General features: G+C 66.3%; 23 protein-coding genes. 9 read left to right on the forward strand and 14 right to left on the reverse strand.

What is annotated here, in order from left to right; translation table 11 throughout:
- Positions 1–17: 17 nt before the first annotated feature.
- Together BJF79_RS14045 and BJF79_RS14050 are read right to left on the reverse strand one after the other, a co-directional pair.
- Positions 18–260, reverse strand: coding sequence for a hypothetical protein (locus BJF79_RS14045; RefSeq protein WP_075897711.1), 243 nt, complete (start codon positions 258–260; stop codon positions 18–20).
- Entirely contained in the window at positions 260–748 is a 489-nt protein-coding gene (locus tag BJF79_RS14050; protein ID WP_083733425.1) for an ATP-binding protein, read from the reverse strand. The genes BJF79_RS14045 and BJF79_RS14050 overlap by 1 nt, the downstream gene beginning before the upstream one ends.
- Before the next feature lie 405 nt (positions 749–1,153).
- Here BJF79_RS14050 and BJF79_RS14060 point away from each other — a divergent pair, with 405 nt between their 5' ends.
- The 5 genes from BJF79_RS14060 to BJF79_RS14080 all read left to right on the forward strand — a co-directional run bounded on the left by BJF79_RS14060 (position 1,154) and on the right by BJF79_RS14080 (position 4,107).
- Positions 1,154–1,957: a helix-turn-helix domain-containing protein gene (locus BJF79_RS14060; protein WP_262401990.1), complete on the forward strand. Its 804-nt coding sequence runs from the start codon at positions 1,154–1,156 to the stop codon at positions 1,955–1,957.
- Positions 1,958–1,973: 16 nt separating this feature from the next.
- Positions 1,974–2,180, forward strand: a complete 207-nt coding sequence (locus BJF79_RS14065; protein ID WP_075897719.1) for a DUF397 domain-containing protein — start codon at positions 1,974–1,976, stop codon at positions 2,178–2,180.
- Positions 2,181–2,344: 164 nt separating this feature from the next.
- A complete protein-coding gene (locus BJF79_RS14070; RefSeq protein WP_075897721.1) occupies positions 2,345–2,695 on the forward strand; it encodes a hypothetical protein in 351 nt (116 codons plus the stop codon).
- Positions 2,685–3,245, forward strand: coding sequence for a DUF6879 family protein (locus BJF79_RS14075; RefSeq protein WP_075897723.1), 561 nt, complete (start codon positions 2,685–2,687; stop codon positions 3,243–3,245). Before BJF79_RS14070 ends, BJF79_RS14075 begins: the two co-directional genes overlap by 11 nt.
- A gap of 28 nt (positions 3,246–3,273) precedes the next feature.
- Positions 3,274–4,107, forward strand: a complete 834-nt coding sequence (locus BJF79_RS14080; protein ID WP_075897725.1) for a helix-turn-helix domain-containing protein — start codon at positions 3,274–3,276, stop codon at positions 4,105–4,107.
- A gap of 182 nt (positions 4,108–4,289) precedes the next feature.
- Here BJF79_RS14080 and BJF79_RS14085 read toward each other — a convergent pair whose 3' ends face one another.
- From BJF79_RS14085 to BJF79_RS53235, 6 genes are all read right to left on the reverse strand, one after another.
- Positions 4,290–5,063: a creatininase family protein gene (locus BJF79_RS14085; RefSeq protein ID WP_075897727.1), complete on the reverse strand. Its 774-nt coding sequence runs from the start codon at positions 5,061–5,063 to the stop codon at positions 4,290–4,292.
- A gap of 251 nt (positions 5,064–5,314) precedes the next feature.
- The gene (locus BJF79_RS14090) at positions 5,315–6,142 is read right to left on the reverse strand and encodes an endonuclease/exonuclease/phosphatase family protein (RefSeq protein WP_143219908.1); all 828 of its coding nucleotides are present in this window, start codon (positions 6,140–6,142) and stop codon (positions 5,315–5,317) included.
- Positions 6,135–6,545, reverse strand: coding sequence for an HAD family hydrolase (locus BJF79_RS14095; protein WP_075897732.1), 411 nt, complete (start codon positions 6,543–6,545; stop codon positions 6,135–6,137). The genes BJF79_RS14090 and BJF79_RS14095 overlap by 8 nt, the downstream gene beginning before the upstream one ends.
- 141 nt (positions 6,546–6,686) lie before the next feature.
- Positions 6,687–7,076 (reverse strand): DUF742 domain-containing protein, encoded by a 390-nt coding sequence (locus BJF79_RS14100; protein WP_083733427.1) that lies wholly within the window; start codon positions 7,074–7,076, stop codon positions 6,687–6,689.
- A complete protein-coding gene (locus BJF79_RS14105) occupies positions 7,073–7,474 on the reverse strand; it encodes a roadblock/LC7 domain-containing protein (RefSeq protein ID WP_262401991.1) in 402 nt (133 codons plus the stop codon). The genes BJF79_RS14100 and BJF79_RS14105 overlap by 4 nt, the downstream gene beginning before the upstream one ends.
- 35 nt (positions 7,475–7,509) lie before the next feature.
- Complete coding sequence (locus tag BJF79_RS53235; RefSeq protein WP_143219909.1) at positions 7,510–8,451, reverse strand: ATP-binding protein; 942 nt, start codon at positions 8,449–8,451, stop codon at positions 7,510–7,512.
- Positions 8,452–9,171: 720 nt separating this feature from the next.
- Here BJF79_RS53235 and BJF79_RS14115 point away from each other — a divergent pair.
- Both BJF79_RS14115 and BJF79_RS14120 read left to right on the forward strand, forming a co-directional pair.
- Entirely contained in the window at positions 9,172–10,593 is a 1,422-nt protein-coding gene (locus BJF79_RS14115; RefSeq protein WP_143219910.1) for a helix-turn-helix domain-containing protein, read from the forward strand.
- Positions 10,590–11,255, forward strand: coding sequence for a GNAT family N-acetyltransferase (locus BJF79_RS14120; RefSeq protein ID WP_262401992.1), 666 nt, complete (start codon positions 10,590–10,592; stop codon positions 11,253–11,255). The genes BJF79_RS14115 and BJF79_RS14120 overlap by 4 nt, the downstream gene beginning before the upstream one ends.
- A 176-nt stretch (positions 11,256–11,431) precedes the next feature.
- On the opposite strand, the gene BJF79_RS14125 is transcribed toward BJF79_RS14120, so the two are convergent.
- Complete coding sequence (locus tag BJF79_RS14125; protein WP_075897742.1) at positions 11,432–12,088, reverse strand: hypothetical protein; 657 nt, start codon at positions 12,086–12,088, stop codon at positions 11,432–11,434.
- A gap of 1,216 nt (positions 12,089–13,304) precedes the next feature.
- Here BJF79_RS14125 and BJF79_RS55385 point away from each other — a divergent pair.
- Positions 13,305–13,481 (forward strand): hypothetical protein, encoded by a 177-nt coding sequence (locus BJF79_RS55385; RefSeq protein WP_158079167.1) that lies wholly within the window; start codon positions 13,305–13,307, stop codon positions 13,479–13,481.
- 144 nt (positions 13,482–13,625) lie between these two features.
- On the opposite strand, the gene BJF79_RS14135 is transcribed toward BJF79_RS55385, so the two are convergent.
- The 5 genes from BJF79_RS14135 to BJF79_RS14160 form a co-directional block, all read right to left on the reverse strand.
- On the reverse strand, positions 13,626–14,147 hold the full coding sequence (locus BJF79_RS14135) for a hypothetical protein (protein WP_143219911.1): 522 nt from the start codon (positions 14,145–14,147) through the stop codon (positions 13,626–13,628).
- A complete protein-coding gene (locus BJF79_RS14140) occupies positions 14,144–14,602 on the reverse strand; it encodes a DoxX family protein (protein WP_143219912.1) in 459 nt (152 codons plus the stop codon). The genes BJF79_RS14135 and BJF79_RS14140 overlap by 4 nt, the downstream gene beginning before the upstream one ends.
- A gap of 257 nt (positions 14,603–14,859) precedes the next feature.
- Complete coding sequence (locus tag BJF79_RS59800; protein WP_075897748.1) at positions 14,860–15,093, reverse strand: integrase core domain-containing protein; 234 nt, start codon at positions 15,091–15,093, stop codon at positions 14,860–14,862.
- A 212-nt stretch (positions 15,094–15,305) separates the two neighbouring features.
- The gene (locus tag BJF79_RS14150; protein WP_143219913.1) at positions 15,306–15,509 is read right to left on the reverse strand and encodes a hypothetical protein; all 204 of its coding nucleotides are present in this window, start codon (positions 15,507–15,509) and stop codon (positions 15,306–15,308) included.
- Positions 15,510–16,502: 993 nt separating this feature from the next.
- On the reverse strand, positions 16,503–16,784 hold the full coding sequence (locus tag BJF79_RS14160; RefSeq protein ID WP_075897754.1) for a hypothetical protein: 282 nt from the start codon (positions 16,782–16,784) through the stop codon (positions 16,503–16,505).
- Between the two features lie 278 nt (positions 16,785–17,062).
- On the opposite strand from BJF79_RS14160, the gene BJF79_RS14165 reads away from it, so the two are divergent.
- Positions 17,063–18,055, forward strand: coding sequence for a LuxR C-terminal-related transcriptional regulator (locus tag BJF79_RS14165; protein WP_143219914.1), 993 nt, complete (start codon positions 17,063–17,065; stop codon positions 18,053–18,055).
- The last annotated feature ends 24 nt before the right edge of the window (positions 18,056–18,079 follow it).

Genomic DNA, 18,079 nt, shown 5'->3' on the forward strand with positions numbered 1-18,079 from the left:
CGCGGGCACAGCCACCGTCAGATACGTCGCGGAGGAGGTGCCGACGGAGGTGGATGAGGCCGTTCGTCCAGGCTCATCAGCAGGGCGTGAGCGACGTGCGCGTCCGTCCTGATCAGGACGTTCGGCCGTCCGTCGCTGCCGACAAACGGCGAGATGATCACGGATCCCCGGATTCCGCGTTGAGCCAGCCACCGGTCGATCCGCGTGCGCAGCTCGTCCGCGAGCCGGACGGCCTGCCGTTCGTTCTCCGCCAAGGTCATCACTCGCCTCCTGCGGGGCGCCGGTTCAACCGCGATAGAGCGATCCAGACCTGCTTCGCGGGGGTGATGCCCGTGGACGTTGTCGTCGGCTCGGCGCCGCATCGGCCCCCGAAGAGCCCGGCGACCATCTGGAGTCCCCGGCCCGATTCTTCATGTGTCGGCTGGCTGTTCGACGCCTGCGACAGGAGCTTGAGCACGGTGTCGTGGTCGTTGCCGCCGTCCACGATGGCGATCTTCACTTCCGTTTCGGTCCAGGAGATCCGGAGTTCGTACGGGGCCTGGGCGTGCTCGCGTGCGTTGGTGACCAGCTCGTTCACGGCGAGTTCGGCTTCGAAGACCTCGTCGGTCTGCCCCAACCGACGTAGCGCGTCGGACAATTCTTGGCGTGCTCGGTGCTCGGGCCGGGGACCGAGCAAGCATCGGACGAGCGTCTGTTCGGGCTCGCCTGGCGTCGCGGACGGTCCAAGGAGCGATGGCGGTGCGTTCATATGGCATGCGCCTCCGAATGGTTCCACCAGGCCACTGGCCTGCTGCTCCTCCTGGTGGGCTGTAGAGACACCGAGCCGGGGCGCGTGTCCCGCCGGCCGACCGGGGTGGTCGAGGAGATCGGCCGGGTACGGCGACGGTCCTCGCTCATGTCGATGGCTCCGACCAGCCACGGGTTCCGGGGTTTGTGGTCGTTAGGGGAGTCTCGCCAGCATCAACACCAGGATGTGACTAGCATCATGTACGCACAGTGTCAGACGTGCAACCAGTCGTAGGTGACTGGTTGCAAATATGACTGGTTGCAAGTCAGGCGAAACAGGGAAACCTGGTGTGAACCACTCACCCATCGGCAGACTTGGCAGGGCAGGCACATGGATCAGAGTCCAACCGTTCGAGGCCGTCGCCTGATGCGAGAGCTGAAGCGACTCAGGGATGCCAGTGGGTTGTCGCTGGAGGTGGCCGCGAAGCGACTCGACTTCAGCAAGAGCAAGCTCTACCGGCTGGAGAACGGCCGCAGTCGCGTCAGCACCGACGACCTCGAAGACATGCTCGACCTGTACGACGTGAGATCGCCGCAGCGCGAGGCGTTGATCCAGCTCGGACGGGACGCGCGGCGCCGCGGCTGGTGGACGAAGTACTCGGACGTGTTCACCGGCTCGTACGTCGGGCTGGAGAGCGCGGCGGAGAAGATCCGGATCAACGCTCAACTCGTACCGGGCTTCCTGCAGACCGAGGGGTATGCGCGAGCCGTCATCGGGCGCACGCGGCCCGCGCTCGATGACGAAGAGGTCGAGCGTCGCGTCGCCGCGCGGGCAGCTCGGAGACAGGCGCTCCTCGGCAGGGACGACCCGCCGGAGATCCATGTCGTGATGGACGAGTCGGTCGTTCGCCGCCAGGTCGGCGGTCGTGACGTCATGCGCGAGCAGCTCGCCGTCCTCGTCGAAGCGGGCAGGCTTCCCAACGTCACCCTCCAGGTACTGCCGTTCACCTACGGGGCGCACGCCGGCGTGGAGGGTGAGTTCGTCATCCTCATGTTCCACGAAGTCGAGGACTCACCGGTCGTCTACGCCGAAGGGCTGATGGGCGATTTCTACCTAGAATCGGAGCCGGAGCTGGACACCTACCAACTGGCCTGGGCTCACATGCTGGAAGGAGCTCTCGGCCCTCGCGAGTCCGCCGCCCTGCTCCGTGAGCTCCACGATCAGTCCTGACGAAGGAGAATGCTTGGTGATCAACTCCGGTGCGTCGTCACGTCCGGTGTGGCGTAAGTCCAGCCACAGCGGCGGTGGCAACCAATGTGTCGAGGTCGCCTGGATCGGAGTCACCCGAGCGGTTCGCGACTCCAAGAACCCCGAGGCGGGGCACCTCACCTTCCTGGCCGAGGTCTACGAGACGTTCATCGGCCGGGTCAAGAACGGCGAGTTCGACCTGTAGAGACGCGCTCAGCGCAGCGCCGCGGCCCCCGGCACAGGCACTGCCGGGGGCCGCGACCGTCTTCAAGTAAGACATGTTGCGACGCTTAGACGTTGACATATTCACGCTAGACGCGAATCCTTGAGTCCACGGTCACCCCGCGCGAACCGAGAGGGAACACCCCCATGAACCTGACCCGGCTTCGAGGGGCCTGCGACCCGAAACCCACATGCCCCACCCTCTATCTGACCGACCAGGCATCCTTCATCGTGCAGGGCTACATCGTTACCGCGCCGGCTCGCCCCCTCCCCGAGGACGAGGGGGAAGTGGAGGTGCCCGTATCGATGCTGTGGACGTCTCCCGCTGCGCCCCCGGACAGCCCCGCAGTGCGCCTCACCGACCACGGCACGGCGATCGTGCGTGGCCACCTCATCAACGACATCGACGTGCTCGCACGACTCTCCCTGCCCGAGGGCGAGGCGGCGGTCGAAGTGCAGGTCTCGATACTTCCCGAGGTGATGTCCAGTGCTCAGTGAAGCCGAGCTTGAAGCCCTGTTCGACGACTTCAAGAACGAGGCGTTCCGGCTGGAGACTCTCGACCACTACGCCGTGTCGTCCGAGAGCGAACGCCTCAACCGCTACCTGAACGGCGAGCCCCTGGAGATCGAGGCCGCCACCCGTGAGTGGCTGGAGTTCATGGCGGCCGAGATTGCCTCGGGGAAGCGCTGGTACAAGGTGCACATCCTGCGCAGCCCGCTCTCGGAGTACCTGCGCTTCGAATGCGAATGGGGATACGCGGTCTCGTCGCAATACGGCCAGGAAGTCTTCATCCTCGACGAGACCGAGCACGCACGGCCCGCCGGCATCCCGAACGAAGACTTCTGGCTGTTCGACAACGACAAGGTCGCCCGGCTGCTCTACGACGACGAGGGCCGGTTCCTCGGGGCGGAGCTCGTGGACGGCATCGAAGCCGCCGCCTATCCCGGCTACCGCGACGCGGTCATGGCGGAGGCCGAACCGTTCGCCACATGGTGGGACCGCCACCCCGAGCACAAGCGGGAGAACTGGCTGGGTTCCCGGTCATGACCTGCCGTGCCTTTAGACTTCCTCCCTGATGGAGGAAGCACCCGAGCGTTATCGGCGCGAACGAGACCGGCTGGCCCGCGCGCTCAAACGGCTACGCCTCGACAACGGCCTCACCGGGACCAACGCCGCCGAGCGGGCCGGCATGAGCCAGCCCAAGATCTCCAGGATCGAGAACGGCGCGACCGTCCCGACCACCGAGGACATCGAGACGCTCGGCCGGGTCTACGGCGCCGACCGCGAAACCGTCGCAGAACTCCTCGAGCTGGCCGAGTCGCTGCACCGCCACACCGAGAACGCGCGAGCCATCCTCCGCGGCGGCGCCTGGCGCAAGCAGCAGCAGATCGGCCGCGTCGAGAAAGAAGCCAAACGGCTCAGGTTCTTCCAGCCCGCGACCGTCTCCGGCCTGCTCCAGACCCCCGACTTCACGCGCGAGATCTACGGCCTGTCCGTCTCCGGGGACGACCTCGACCGCAGCATGGCCGCGCTCGCCGAACGCCAGAAGATCTTCCGCGACCGCAGCAAGCGCTTCACGTTCGTCCTCACCGAAGCAGCGCTGCGATGGCGACTCTGCACGGACGAGGTGATGGAGGCCCAGGTCCGTCACATCGCGGCGCTGGCCCGCCGCCCCAACGTCCGGATCGGGATCATCCCCTTCACCGCACGTGTACGCGAGGTGCCGCTGCACGGATTCGAGGCGTTCGACGAACGACTCGTCACGGTCGGCCTGGAGACCGCCACGATCACCATCACCGACGCCCGCGACATCCAGTACTACGTGCGGCTGTTCGCCGAACTGGAAAAGTCCGCGGCCTTCGGCGAGGCCGCCGAAACGATCTTCGATTGGATCGCGTCCGGCTACTGACCCACTCCGTGAATCCGAGCCTGCCAGTGGCGTGATGTGAGATCCAGGAATACTTGGCGACTCATGTTCAGTCTTGAAAGCGGATCATTGCTCGCGTATGCGTCAAGCCGCCGCAGCGGTCGGCGAGGCACTCCAGCGGCAGGGATTTGTGGATGAGAGGCGAGCGCAAAGTAGATGCCGTGTCACTCGCCTAGTTCGCCGTTTACCTCGCCGAATGCCAGGCGAACCGCGGCCACCATGTTTTGTGAAACGTTCTTCGCGACCAACTCTCCGAGTTGCGCAGTAGCCCAACCCGTGGTGTACATGACACTGGACTCGGTCGCGATTTCAGGCGGGAGCGGGTTCATGCGGTATCTGGTTCGCCCATCAGGCGGCGGTCCGGCGGATGTTGGCACGTGGACGGACTGGGCAACTTGTGAAGCGATATACATGACCAAGCTGGACTGCATCAGGGCAACGTGGTGATTTTCTGTACGAGGCACTCCGGCATTGGCTACGAGCCGGTTTTGGAATTCCTCGTCGACCACGTCCCACCAGTTCAAGATCGCTACGCGGGAGTCCGACGAATCCCTGGTGAGGATCCGCGCTGACTCCCACAGGAGACCCACGTTGTCGATCGCGGAGTTGACGAAGACGAACTTGCGCACGCCGTGGCGAGCGAGTGCAGCCAGAACGTTGGTGACCACGTCAGGGAAAGTTCGGCCGCCGATGCTGGTGACTCCGGGAAAGCCATCGCCCAGATGCCGCGGTGGGCCGGCGAGCCCGTTCGCGATCGACGGCGTAATGAGCCCGTTGATCTGGTGAGCGAGCCGGACGGCGAAGTATTCGCTGATCACGGTGTCGGCCGCCAGTGGCCGATGCGGGCCGTGTGGTTCGGCGGTGCCCACAGGGGTGATGGCGTAGGCGGTCTGAATATGGGTCTGAAGATTTGGCCATGACATATTACTGAACAGCAAGAGACTTCCAATCCGAGCCGGTAATCGTGATGACGTGCTTAGAGTGCGCGTTGGTACAGCGAGGCTGGGTGCGGCGCATTGGGAACGGAGAGGTCTGGAACACTTGGAGAAGGTGAGACGGGTTCAGCTAGCCCCGGTTGCATGGAGCCAGCCCCACTCTCTTGATTCCCCATGGTCTCGTGAGGGCGTTGCACACCATGGCCACGGCGATTGAGGCAGTCGACGGTCACGAATTTGTTTGGCGGCACCCGCTAAATGCCACCCCGGCCAGGGGGCGCCCGTCGTTCAGTCGCGGGGAGAACAAACTCGGCCCAGACGGGGCGGTGGTCCGAGAGCGGCTTGTCTTCCTGGACGACTCGGTGCCCGACGATCGCGTCGCGCGAAAGCGTCGTGTATATGCGATCGCAGCGGTAGGCGAGCCGATCGACCCGGGTGTGGCCCACGGTCGGTGTTCGGTCGCCGAGCTGCGCCCCAGTGTCGATGAAACCACTGGCCTGAAGCTCCTCGGCGGGGCGAGTATCAAGCTTCCGGGCAACGTGCAGTGGGTCGACGTCCTGCAGATTGGGATCCTCGTTGAGCGCGGCAGCGTTGAAATCGGCCGCGTAGATGACGTCGAGGCTGCTGTAGAACCACCAAGCGAGCTCGGCCTCGATCAGACGCAGGGTCGGGCTGGACGGGGCGGCGTGGCCCACCATGAAGCGGACAGGACGCGGGCGACCCGCGATCTCAAGCTCGACGTCGGCATGGGCGTGGGCGAACGGTGGTCCGGTCAGGTGCCGTTCTCGGGTCACGGAGAGGCCGGCGCTCTCGCGGACGAGCACGGCGATGTCGCAGCCGTGGAAGTTCGAGCGCACGAGGCACTTCCATGTCATGCCAAGCCATCGCGCGGCCTGCTCCAGCCGAGCGGGGCCGTCGGGTCCCCATTTCGCTTCCTGCAGTCCGAGCAGGTCCAGGCGGAGCGTGGCCAACATGGCCAGCTGATTCTTGAATCGGGCATCGTCGCGGAACGCGGAGACGCCGTCGAGACCTCCGTCGCGGAGGTTGTAGGTGCCGACGCGCAAGGTCACTGGATCAGCCATGGATATGTGCTCCCGTGAGCAGAGTGGGCAACTCGGCGATGCTGAGAATGTCGGTGGCTCCAGGGGGCAGCCGACCGGGAGCCCGGCCGACCAAGACGGCTCGAATGCCTTGGGCCGCGGCCGGGAGGATGTCGTGCTCAAGGTTGTTGCCGCACATCAGGACCTGAGCCGGGCGTGCCTGGAGGTCGGTCAGTACGTGTTCGTAGACGGCGGGGTTCGGCTTGGCGAGATTGAGTTCGTGACTGAGGAAGACGCGGTCGCCGAACAAAGCGTCGAGACCTGCGGCTTTTAGGGCCCGGCGGCGGTCTTGGCCAGGTTGGGTATTGGAGAGCAGGGCCAGCACGACCCCGGCCTCGTGCGCCGCCCTGATGGCCTCTTCGGCGGCAGGGGAGACCGGACGCATCCGGAGGTGAACGTCGATCGGATCTTGCCGGCTGGTCAGCGTGGAACCGTAGTCGAAGACGACGTGCGTAATCGGACCTCCGTGGCTACCGCCCGAAACGGAGATTCGCTCGCTGACGACAAGCCGTGCCCTTGATGCCGGTCAGGCCAGCTGGCGGAGGCCATCGATGATCCTTTCGAGCAGGTGGACGTCGCGGGGGTAGGTCTCCGGGGCCGAGCCGAGTTGCACTCGTCCGGCGGCGGCGAGATCGCTCAGCAGGATGCGTGCGACCCCCAAGGGCACTCCGCAATCGACCGAGAGGCCGGTCAAGGACCCGGCGCCCGAGGCCGCTGTGCAGTAGTGAGCGCGTTCGTACAGGCGGCCTGACTCGGGTGCCAGCCGCACCGCGAAGTCCCGGTCGTAAACGTGCGCCGATACCGACACGTGCGGAGGCACCTGCCAGGGAGCATGGACACGTCCGCCCGTCATCACGTACGGCCGCACCCACGGATGCGTGGCCGCCCAGGCTTGGTTTCGGACTTCGCCGGTCACGATGGCCTCTCACCGCTGTGTTGGTGCAAGTCGACCTGCGGTCGCGCGCTGAGGACTTGACCGGAGCGGCCCACGAGTTCGTTCATCTGCTGGGCGACCGTGCCCACGTTGGTTCCGGCCTCGGTGAGAACGGCCAAACTGGCCTGCGGACCGATGCCCATGAAGAGCAAGTGGCCGTGGGTGAGCCGGAGCATGACGTGTTCGCAGGATCCGCGGTCGATGTGGGTAGCGATGTTCCTGCAGAGACCGATCAGTCCCGCGACCATCGCCGACAGGGAGTCGGTCAGATCGCGAGGGAGGCCTCGCGAGGCGGTCAGTACGAGCCCGTCAGCGGACACGATGAGCGCATGCGAGACTCCGGGCGCTTCGTCGACGAAGTCGTCGACGAGCGCGACCAAGTCTTTCGGCGCCCGCGGGAAGGGCCTGCGAGAGTTCATGTCGTCGTTCCTCCCGATCGGTTTGCGCTGGAAGGTGAAACCCGGCGGTAACCGTGGTTGACCGGATTGAGCGGGCCGTTGCCCGGGATCGCGGCGCTGAACGCCGCCACGTCGTCCGCGAAGGACGTTGGCGCGCATGGCCGGTCGGAAACGTCACTTCGTGCCCGTGGGGCATCCCGGCCCCTCAACAACGGCTCGGACGAGCCAGAGACCCCAGCAGCCTGGACACTGCAGGCAGACTGGCCATCGGCACACAGAAGATGCGGCGGGATGGTGACCATCGCCACCGTGCCAGCCCGGCCCGTCCGCCCGGGGGCGGCCTCGGCCGCCCGGCGGCAGACCAGAGCCACCCCGAGACCGTGCTGACATGCCAAGCGGTGCGCGACCGCGAACCCCGTCCTGCGACCGTTGAGAGCGGACATCGGCGGAACCGAGCCGGCGAACGTGCGGTTGAGCTTTTCGACCCAGACAGGATCCATGCCGGGGCCGCTGTCCTTGATCCGGAGCAGCAAGCTTCCGTCACCGGACGAGCGAGTATCGATCAGTGCCGGAGCTGAGGACTGGCGCGTCGCGTTGTCCAAGAGCGCGGCCAGCACCGAGGCGACGTCATCGGCGACATGTCCGAAGAGCGCCCGGTCGGCGATCGGACCCATATGAAGTCGGCCGTAGTGCTCGATCCCCGAAGCTGCCACGCGTACGACGTCCAGTAGCGGGACCGCCGGTACGCCGCTCTCGACCGTGTTCTGGCCAGTGAGGACCTGGATGTCGCGGGCCAAGCGCCGCATGCAGGCAATACCGTGGTCGATCTCGTACAGCAGCCCCACTCGCTCGGGCGCGCCTTCGTTGCTTTCCAGTTCGTCGAGGGCCGGGCGAGCCCGTTCGGTCAGCAGGAGGACCTGCGACGCCAGCCGACCACTGATCTCTCGCCAGACGGCCAAGTCGCGCGAGGTCTCCCCGACCCCGGGGATTTCCCCGCCCTTCGCTCCGGCGCTGTTGGACGATGCCAGCCAGTGCGCGATTTGTGCACGCCAACGGCTCTGTCGACGTCGTCGCGTGCGGCTGGCGTCATGGGTTCCTGGAATCGATGTGTCGGACCGAGGCCGCGGGGTTGGGCGACGTGGCATCGAGGCTCCATTCGTCTGCGGAACGGGAAGCTGCGCGGCCCGTCGTGGGGGCATCGGGGGACGGGCCGCGCAGCGGCCTGGAGGGACGGATACCGCCTGAGGCGGCCCCGTCTGAGCGGTCACGGATCTTGACGACACCAGCGAGCGGGTCCACCTGGACCTCGTCCACGCCGAACGCGCGATCGATGGCGAAGGGGCCCCGTCGCCAAGGACGGGACCGTTCTTGGACGCCAGATGTTGAGGGCGCTGCCCGAAGCTCCCGTTGACGGGCAGTGCCCTATTCCCGGTGAGCCCGGTGGCCGGCGCGGCCGCGCGGCTCATCGCGTTTTTAGATCTGGTGGGCACTGTGGTCTCCGAGGTGGTGGCTGGGATTACAAGCCAGCCAGCCTCAGCCTGATCCCGGCAACGACCGGAGCGGCAACCAGAGTCCCTACCATCGGTTGCCACATTGGCATCAATGCTGCTAGCACCGAGGTGCATCGCCTTCTACCGTCAATGGTGAAGGCTCACGTCTCCACGGCTGGGAAGGCCCAGATGCCCGATCAGAAGCTCTGCCCCGGGTGCCGTTCGACGCTGTTGTCCCGCTATAACAACGAGCCCGTGTGCGGCCCCTGCCAGCGGGCGCTGCGCACAACGACCGTCAGAACGCCGGTATGGCTGTGGGACACCCCGCCGATGCGCCGTGCCCTTGCCGAACTGAACTTCAGCGGCGTCCTGGCTTTGGTGCGCTCGGCGGTCGGCCTCACCCAGCAGCAGATGGCCGACCTTGTGCCCGGCTGGACCAAGACCAAGGTGGCCAGGGCCGAATCCGGCGAACGAGGCACCCTCTACGACATCCGGGAACTACTGGCATGGGCTGACGCGCTGTGCGTGCCACGGGAGGCACTATTGCCGCTGGTCCTCGGGACTCCCGACGCCGCCCCGGAACTGGGCGCCCCCCAGGAAAGGGAGGACATGGACCGTAGAACGTTCAATGGCGGATTGCTCGCGCTGACCGCTTCAACCCTTTTGCCGGACGACTTCCTCCCACCGGTCCGCATCGGTCAGACGCACGTCGACTACCTGCAGACCTGCGCCGAGGAACTATGGACCCGCGATTGGAGCGTGGGCGGTGCCGCCCTGCTCGGGAACGGGCTGCGCCTGTTCGGCCGCGCCAAGGCAATGCTCGACGAGAGCGACTACGGGGAACGCACCGGACTCGGCTTGCTCCGGGCCGCCGCGGACTTGGGCAACTGCAGTAGCTTCCTGGCCTTCGATACCGGAGAGCTCGCTCTCGCTCGCCGCCTCTCCCAAGAAGCCGCGGCGCTCGCCGATAGCGGGGACGATGCGCAACTGCGCGCCCACGTCTACGCGACGATGGCGATGCAGTCGACCGCACTGGCCCGCATCAGCGGGCGGCGCGGTCCCGCCCGCGAAGCGAAGCGCGCGCTCCAGGTCGCCGCACAGTCAGCCAAGCATCATCCTTCCCCCAAGCTCCATGCCTTGATCGACATGCGCACCGCCACGGTGAACGCGTTCCTCGGCGACGGCGCGGCTGCCCGCGCATCGATCGCCGCAGCCCATCGCGAACTCGACCGGGGCGACCATCCGGAGGACAGGCAGGCGCTCGGATTCGTCGGCCGCTCCGAGGTACTGGGCCACGAAGCCCGCGTCACCGCCATCCTCGGCGACGAAAGCAGGGCCGCAAGCCAACTCCAACGTGTTCTCGACACCATGGACCTGGCGCCCCGCAACCAGGTGTACTACCGGGCGATGCTGGCCGAGACGCGGCTCGCCGCCGGTGAGACGGCCGAAGCGCTGGAGGCTGGACACCAGACGCTCAACGACCTGAAGAACGTGGCTTCGATGCGAGCGCTCAAGACATTGCAGCCGCTCGTCCGGCACGACAGCGAGTTCCACGATCGTTATGGGGCGATCGCCAACGACCTGTCGACGAAAGTAGCGTCGCTGGCATGACCCACCAGGGCAAGACATCCGGGCTTGAGTTCCGCCGCCATGACGCCGACCAGGCCCGCGCGATCCGCGCCACCGTCGAAGAGGTCTACCGGGACGCCTACGCTGACGCGATCGCCTGCGGCGACCCGTTCGACTCGCCCGAACAGTTCATGACGCGCTTTGACGCCTACACGTCTTCCGGCCGGGGCTTCGAGATGGTGCTGGCCTACCGGGACGGCGAACCTGTGGGCCAGACCTGGGGGTGGCCGCTCGGGCCGGACACGGCCTGGTGGCGCGGACTCGTCGCCGAACCCGAGCCGGGCTTCACCGAAGAGAACGGCACAAGAACCTTCGCGCTCTCGGAAATCATGGTCCGCCATCAATGGACCGGTCGGGGAACCGCCCACGCACTGCACGACGCGCTGCTGGCCGGCAGGAACGAAGAACGGGCAACGTTGCTGGTCGAGGCCGACAACCTCACCGCCTACCGGGCCTACAAGGCATGGGGCTGGAACCGCGTAGGTCAGCTACGCCCGGGCTGGCCGGACGCGCCTGTTCGACGTCCTGATCCTCCCACTGCCAGTCCAACTCAAAACTTGACGGGGATGTTCGGCGTCGTGCCTGGTCGATGGCGTACTTGTTCTTTCCTATGGATGGGCGAGGGGCCGGGGCGTAGGAGGTGACGTTCCGACTCCCGCTTGAAGTCTCCCGGCGCCCTCTGGTCGAGGCCGGACGTCACGTCCGGCCTCGACCATCGGAGCGCAGGTTGAGGCCTACACCTGGTCGACGACTAACGAGTTCTAGCTCCCGATCGTCGACCGACGGAGTTCGTGGGCGGCCTGTTGCGCCGAAAGCAGCTTCACGGGCCTGAGAGGCTGCGGCCGGGGGCCGTCCGCTTCGACGAGGTGGGTGGGCCCGTACGGCCACGGGCCGCCGATGAACGCGACGAGGTTGGTGGCGGGCCAGTGACTGAGGGACTGGTGGACGACATCGGCGTCCGCACCCGGCGACGAGAACCAGAGCACGGTCGGTGCGTCGGCGCAGCCGCGTCGTTGACATCGAGAGCCCGGACGACGTCGGCCTCGAACTCCAGACGCTCGATGGTGTCTTCGAGGGTGTCGGTCACCTGCAGGCGCGATGAGAACCTGTCGAGTGTCTGGTCGTCGAAGACGTCGGCGCCGAGTCTGTGCAGGTCGCGCCTTGTCGCGATCACCCAGGACACGCCGACCTTGCTGGTGAGGGCTTCGGTGAGGATGGCGCGCAGGAGGCCGTTGGCGCCGGGGCCGGTGAAGCCGGCGCCCTGTGGATGGCCGAAGGTGCGGGCCAGGAGTTCGTCGTCCCTGTGGCGCAGGGGCAGGAGCCGTGGCCGGTCGGCGGTGCGGTGCTGGAGGAGCGTTCGCAGGCGTCCCCGGTTGCACGACTGCGAACGGTTCGCGCCGAAGGCGAGGAGCGACCGGCACGCGTGCTGCATCGTCGTGCGCTTCTTGCACTGGCAGGCACGGGTGAGAACGTTCATGGGATGACCTCCCGGGTCGGGTCTCGGCTGACGAGTCACGATGAAACCGTGAACGGCCAGGTCAACCCCGTGATCAAAACTCACGGTGATGACAACTGGTCAACTTCGAGGGCCTGCCCGAGGGGGCAAGAGGAGCCGGATCGGCCGTGGGAACGGGCGGCGTGCTCACTGCCGTGACGGGTGGCGAGTTCCGCTCATTGAGCGCTAACCACCACCACGCCGACGCGTGTGGCTCGTGAGGCGCGCAGCTGACTGGCAGTTTCTCTCGAAGCCGCCGCTGCAGTTCTGCTTCCGTGGGTCGGTGAGAGGAGAGCGCTGGAGGCTGGTCGTGGACATGCTGCATGCCCTATAGACGAGGCGGTCGGTGTCCTATGACGCGGGGATGAGGACGAACAATCCGTACGATGTTGACTGCGGCTTGCCGCGAAGACACCTGAGCTGCGTCCCGATCCCCTGGCGCGGGTGTGGTGGGCGTCGTCGGCCGTGGGGTGGAGCTGGATCTTCTGGTCCGGTGTCGACGGAAGCTGCCGAGTTTCGGCCAGCGTGGCGACCTGTTCATCGGCCCCAACTTCCCGCAACTTGCCCAGTAGGAACGGGACGTCGCTCGGGTTGTCGAGGTGGGCGTGCGCGGCGGCGTGTGCCGTAGCGGAAGTCGCCGAGGTGCAGGGCTACAGGTCGTGGACGAGCGTTCCTGCGCCGATGGGTCGCCGTGGGTGGTGGAGTTGTGTGGTGTCCCGGTATAGGCCCGGGAGCCAGGCGGCGTCGCCCAGCAGGGCGCGATAGCTACCTTCCTCGGCTTGTACTTCGCCGTGGTCGCCGCCTACCACCGAGCACTAGCGGGCAAGCCGTGCACGCGCTCATCAACGGCGACCTCGTCGAGCCGGGCCTGCTGGACGGGTTCGTGGAGCCCGCAGTCGACCAGTTCGTCCGCGGGGCCGCCCGCCGGGTTGATGCGTGTCCGCCGCGCCGGGGGCGTCCGTCAGGGGGCTCGGCGGGGAAGGCGCGCGGACCCGGCGGCGCTGCCACGGGGTCTCGACGGCCCGCTTATCGTGGTGCTCGCGGGCCCAGGCGACGGCGTCCGCCGGGGCGATGCCCGCCAGAACGGCCAGGCGGGCGCTCTCAGCTCCGGAGCGAGCCGAGAGCCGCCATTGGCTTTAAGACAGGGGAGGAGCTCCAGCGCGTCGGTGCCTGGACGGAGAACACGACGGCAGCAGGCATGGTGGGGACCACGCGGCCGACGAGCCACAGACCTGTCTGGGTGACGGCCTCCGCCACCCTGCGCAACCTCGCCCTCGACGTCTTGGCCGTCAACGACATCACCAAGATCACCGAAACGGTCCAGCGGATCGGCCGTGACCATAACCGCGCCATCCCGCTGCTCACGCTCACATAACGTCACTACCCGCCAGCACCGGCGACTTGAAATAGGCCCGGTCTCACCCCGACGGCAAGTATTTTCAGGAGGCCGACCACCGGCACCTCGCCGACCACGTCGGCGAGGTGCCGGCTATAGGTTCACGGAGAACAGATCATGTCCTCACTCGACCCCGGGACATTCCTTTTTTCGGTTGTTATAGTTTCTCCACTGCGCGGTATCCTTTGTGTCGGAAATGACTTCACCGTTCTTGATCAATCTGATTCTGAACCAGAAGCAGTGGCCTTCGGCCAGGTTCCACGGCTGCCCCATGGATGCTCTGAACTCCTTACCGAACCCGGCACCCTGGAAGCGTTCCTTGTATTCGTGCTTGTCGGGGTCCTTCGTCTCGTTCCGGACGGTCACCTCGACGGCGGCGCCGTCATCCTGCCTGTCAGATACTCTGACGATGTCGCCTTGCGGCCAGAAGTCGACCTTCCCGCCCGGGTTGTCGTCCTCGGTGTACATCCAGTAATGCGGGCCGGGATGGTCTGCTGCCGACGCGGGGACACTTCCCGGCGCTGCCACGGCCTCGCCTGGTGACGTCAGTGCAGTCCGCTCGTGGGCCTGCGCGGGTGCGACCGTCAGTGTCCACGGCATTACTGTGGCGGCCGTGCACGCCGCGATGAAGGCTACCTTGCTCATCTACTGCCCTTTCTGTGCTGATCGATGGCCGTTACTTCGATTGGGAATGCTGGTCCGTCACCAGCAGGTGTAGGAACCGAATGGCCCCGCGACGACGAGTGCAGCGGGCACGAACAGGATGGCGTTGACCAGCAATCGGACAGCTCTTTGCGGCGCAAGTACATGGCCGCCGCCAACGCCATCAAGATCGCCAATCCGGTTCTGGCAGCCGGTGCGGGACGGGGACGCCCCCGGGTGACCGCCGACACGATCGACCCGACCGCGCCGAGCAGTTCCAGCACGCCGACGGATCGCGCCGTCGCAGGGAAAGTCCGCACCCACGGGTACTTGACGGCCTGCTCGACGATCGGCCAGGAGAGTTTCTCCAGCGGGGACATCGTGGAGATGTACGCCGAGATCCCCTGCGTGCCCACAAGAGCACGTTCATCGAGTGATCCTTCCTGGTCCAGCCGCACAGCCCGTTGTCTCCGTCCGGTCGCATAGTCGACGAAGCAGCCGCGCGAAATGTGACACCGGTACGGCCGTTCATACTCAGATCTGCCGCATCATGCATCCGCTGAGGAGGTCGCGGCACCCTGTCCCTGCCAAATACCTCGTCCGCGCAAGTCATGCGGCATGTTCGTGCTCGTTGAGGATTCCGCCCAGCCGTTGCGTTTTCGGATGTTCAGGTGGGCGATCCCGCCTGGTTCGGTGATCGGCGGAGGCAGCGGCTTCAACGGGCGTTCTTGGCGATGCCCTGATGAGGCCGGTGCTCGTTGAAAAAGGTCTCAAATTCGCGGAGGGCGTGGAGCAGGTGCCGCTGGCTCCAGACCAGGGTGCGGTCGAGGAGTTCACGGCGGCAGGTCTGCACCGACCGTTCCATCACCGCGCTCGTTCTCGGCATCCGCACTCCGGTCAGCATTACCCGGATGCCGGTATCGGCCAGAACGGTAGAGACGGTGGTCACCGATGGCGTCGAGGAACTCGGCGGTCTGCGCCGCCGTCCACACCGCGACCGGCGGACGCTCCCCCGTCCGCTGTTAGTGCTCGACCTGCCCTGCGGTCCACACGACCGCGCGCGGACGCCGGGCGGGCGGCAACTCCACCCGCGCGCCTGGATTGTCGGAGATCAGGCGGAGCTCGGCGTTGAGGGCGGTGCGCAGCGTCGCCGGATCCGGTTCAGGATGTGGCCGCCGTCAGCGGCCTTCCTTGACGCTCGTGGTCGCGGGAGATGCGCGCGAACATCGCCTGCAGGTGCGAGACCGACAGCTCGGCCAGCGCCACCGTGCCCAGGTACGGGGCGAGGTAGAGACGGACGTGGCTCGCGTATCCGCTGATGGTGGACGCCGCGCTGGTGCGGGTGGCCACCAGTGGGTGAGCCATTCGCCCACCGTGACGAGCTCACCGCCCGATTCCGAGGGCGCCCGAAGCTGGGCGAGAGCTTCTTCGGCGGCTTTCCTGCTGGTGAAGCCACCGCGGCGGATCCGCCGCGGTGGCCATTGGGACCGACCGGCAGCTCGACCCGTAGGTACCAGCTCCCATGCCATCGGCCGGGCGCCATGTTCGGGCAGCGGTCGCCCCATGCCTTCCCCGTCCGCGGATCCACGCACCCGCACCGCCGGTAGACGCTACCGACACTCTTCGTAATCGCCATGCTCCGGTTCGTACACCAAGACGAGCTGACTCGTTTCGAGCTTCTCGCAAAGCTTCCTCGACATAGCGGCGATAGCGGAACGAATAGCCAGGATGCTTCTCCCCGGTGTCTGCGACGACTACGTCAGCGCGCAGGGCTTCAGCGGTTCCTGCGGACCAGCCAGTTGACCGCTGGCATCGACGCTTCCATCGGCCCCGAGGGCTCAACGGCATCATCCTCAACGCCGCCAAGAGCTTCCTGACCACCGTCCGCCCAAGATCATGCCAACAGTGCTCGCCGGCAGACCCTCTCCCCAGCGTCCGTACCGTCCCCGCGAGGGCAGCAGGCACAGTCGGCCCTCACCATCCAACCCGACCTTGCGCCCACCGCCCCACAAGCAGTGTGCGAATGGTCCTTTAGGGCTGGAAGACGGTCGACTGCAGTCTGGCGACCGACTGCCGCGCCGACAGTAGACGGACGCGTTGCCTGGGGCGAGGCCGTGGACCGTCCTCCTCGATCACGTACGTCGGCCCGTACGGCCACGGCCCCTTGAACAGACCGGTCACGCCGCCCTCGGCAGCGCCCTCCAAGACTTGACGGACGACATCGGAGTCGCTCCCCGGAGTCGCCATCCACAGGGTCGGAGCCCTTTCCAAGACCAGGCGAAGCTCGGTTGCGATCGTCTTCTCCACGTACTCGATGGCGTCTTCCAACGTGTCGGTCACGCGCAGGCTGCGCTGGAGTCATTCGCGAGGGACCTGGCCGGTCATCTCGCCGAACAGGTGCTCCAGATCGCTCTTCCCCATCACGACCTCGATCGAGCCGGGTGTGAGGATCATTGCCTCAACCAGGATCGCTCTCAGTAGCGCGTCCGCGCCGGCGCCGATCAGGCCGACGACGTCCGCGTGGCCGTAGTCGTCCGCCAGCCGACGGTCTCGGGGCGGACGGCAGGGCAGCGCCTCGGCGAGGCGGTCTGCGGCCTTGCCGAGGACTTGGCGGCTGAGCAGTGCGAAGGTGTGGCTCATGGGCACTCCATGATCGGTTTGGCTGGTTGAGGACCTAATCGAACCGGCGTCAATCGACGGACCCCGTGACCGAAACACTCCATGGTGATAAGTCGCCACCAACGGACTGACGAAGTTGCTCGTCCGAAGAAGTCGATTCCCTTGCCAGCATGGCTCTCCTGCCGCTGAGCAGGATCCTGGAGTGAAGGTGGCGAGTAGCGCTCACTGCCACCAATCGCCCACCCCCATGCGGTGACGCGAGGAGGCGATGTCGTTACTCTCTGTGCTCGGAGGTGACAGTGAACTCTGAAGCGGGAGACACGGCGACGAGGCTGCTCGAAGGGCTCGTCGACGACGACATGCTCAACTCGTACAGGGAGCTCCTGGTTCGAGGCGGGTGCCTGAATAGCGAGGCTGCGGACGTGCTCGGAGGCCCGCAGATGGTGGCGACCCTCACCGAAGCGGGTATGGCCTACGTCGAGCCCACTGGTCTGGCGTTCGAACGGCGCCTCGTCGCGATCCCACCCGACCTGGCATTGCAGAGTCATCTTGCCGCGTTCGCCCGCAAGCTCGTGGCGCGGCAGGAACGACTGCTGGAGGGGCATCGTCGGATGGCCGACGCTCATCCGTTCCCCGGTGCGCTCGAAGCCAGCAGGAGCCGATTGGTTCGAGTCCTCACCGACCGGGCCGAGATCCGCGACGTCTCCCGCGCTCTGCTCGGGACGGCGAGGCAGAACTGGCTGACGCTGGAGAACTTCGCTCTGGAGATGCCCCTTGAGGAAGTGGCCGGCATGCCACCGCTGCCCACGTTCGAGGGCGAGGTCAGTTGCCGGTCCATCTACCAGGCCTCCTGCACGGAGACCCCGCTCGGTGTCCGGATCATCGAGAACAATGCTCGAGCGGGGGAAGAGGCCAGGATCCTTCCCAAGGTCGGCATGAAGATGAAGCTCGCCGACGAGGCCGCTGCCTTGCTGCCCCTGACAAAGACCGGCGCGTCGGGGGCGCTACTGGTGAACTCCCCGCTCATCGTGGGGGCACTGCGGCAGTACTTCGAACTGCTGTGGGAGCGAGCGGTCCCGTTCGGCGCCGCCGAGGTCGAACCGCCGCTCAGTGCTGTTCAGCAGGACATCCTCCAGATGCTGGCTCAAGACATGACCGACGAGCGGATCGCACGAGAGCTCGGGTTGAACCGCACGAGCGTGCGACGGCACATCGGCGTCATCCGCGCGAAGCTCGGTGCCGCCGATCGTTGCGCCGCGGGCGCGGCCGCCGCCCGCCGCGGCTGGATCTAACAAAGGCTTCGACAGTGGAGAACT

The sequence above is a fragment of the Actinomadura sp. CNU-125 genome, assembly GCF_001942465.1.
Taxonomy (GTDB): domain Bacteria; phylum Actinomycetota; class Actinomycetes; order Streptosporangiales; family Streptosporangiaceae; genus Spirillospora.

Bases quoted from the DNA above. Each gene is read 5' to 3' on its own strand.
- BJF79_RS14050 (WP_083733425.1), bottom strand. From the start codon at position 748: ATGAACGCACCGCCATCGCTCCTTGGACCGTCCGCGACGCCAGGCGAG.
- BJF79_RS14095 (WP_075897732.1), bottom strand. From the start codon at position 6,545: ATGCGTCCGGTCTCCCCTGCCGCCGAAGAGGCCATCAGGGCGGCGCAC.
- BJF79_RS14115 (WP_143219910.1), top strand. From the start codon at position 9,172: ATGCCCGATCAGAAGCTCTGCCCCGGGTGCCGTTCGACGCTGTTGTCC.
- BJF79_RS14060 (WP_262401990.1), top strand. From the start codon at position 1,154: ATGCGAGAGCTGAAGCGACTCAGGGATGCCAGTGGGTTGTCGCTGGAG.
- BJF79_RS14160 (WP_075897754.1), bottom strand. From the start codon at position 16,784: ATGAGCCACACCTTCGCACTGCTCAGCCGCCAAGTCCTCGGCAAGGCC.
- BJF79_RS14090 (WP_143219908.1), bottom strand. From the start codon at position 6,142: ATGGCTGATCCAGTGACCTTGCGCGTCGGCACCTACAACCTCCGCGAC.
- BJF79_RS14080 (WP_075897725.1), top strand. From the start codon at position 3,274: ATGGAGGAAGCACCCGAGCGTTATCGGCGCGAACGAGACCGGCTGGCC.
- BJF79_RS14150 (WP_143219913.1), bottom strand. From the start codon at position 15,509: ATGGCTCACCCACTGGTGGCCACCCGCACCAGCGCGGCGTCCACCATC.
- BJF79_RS55385 (WP_158079167.1), top strand. From the start codon at position 13,305: ATGGTGGGGACCACGCGGCCGACGAGCCACAGACCTGTCTGGGTGACG.
- BJF79_RS14070 (WP_075897721.1), top strand. From the start codon at position 2,345: ATGAACCTGACCCGGCTTCGAGGGGCCTGCGACCCGAAACCCACATGC.
- BJF79_RS14045 (WP_075897711.1), bottom strand. From the start codon at position 260: ATGACCTTGGCGGAGAACGAACGGCAGGCCGTCCGGCTCGCGGACGAG.
- BJF79_RS14135 (WP_143219911.1), bottom strand. From the start codon at position 14,147: ATGAGCAAGGTAGCCTTCATCGCGGCGTGCACGGCCGCCACAGTAATG.
- BJF79_RS14120 (WP_262401992.1), top strand. From the start codon at position 10,590: ATGACCCACCAGGGCAAGACATCCGGGCTTGAGTTCCGCCGCCATGAC.
- BJF79_RS14125 (WP_075897742.1), bottom strand. From the start codon at position 12,088: ATGAACGTTCTCACCCGTGCCTGCCAGTGCAAGAAGCGCACGACGATG.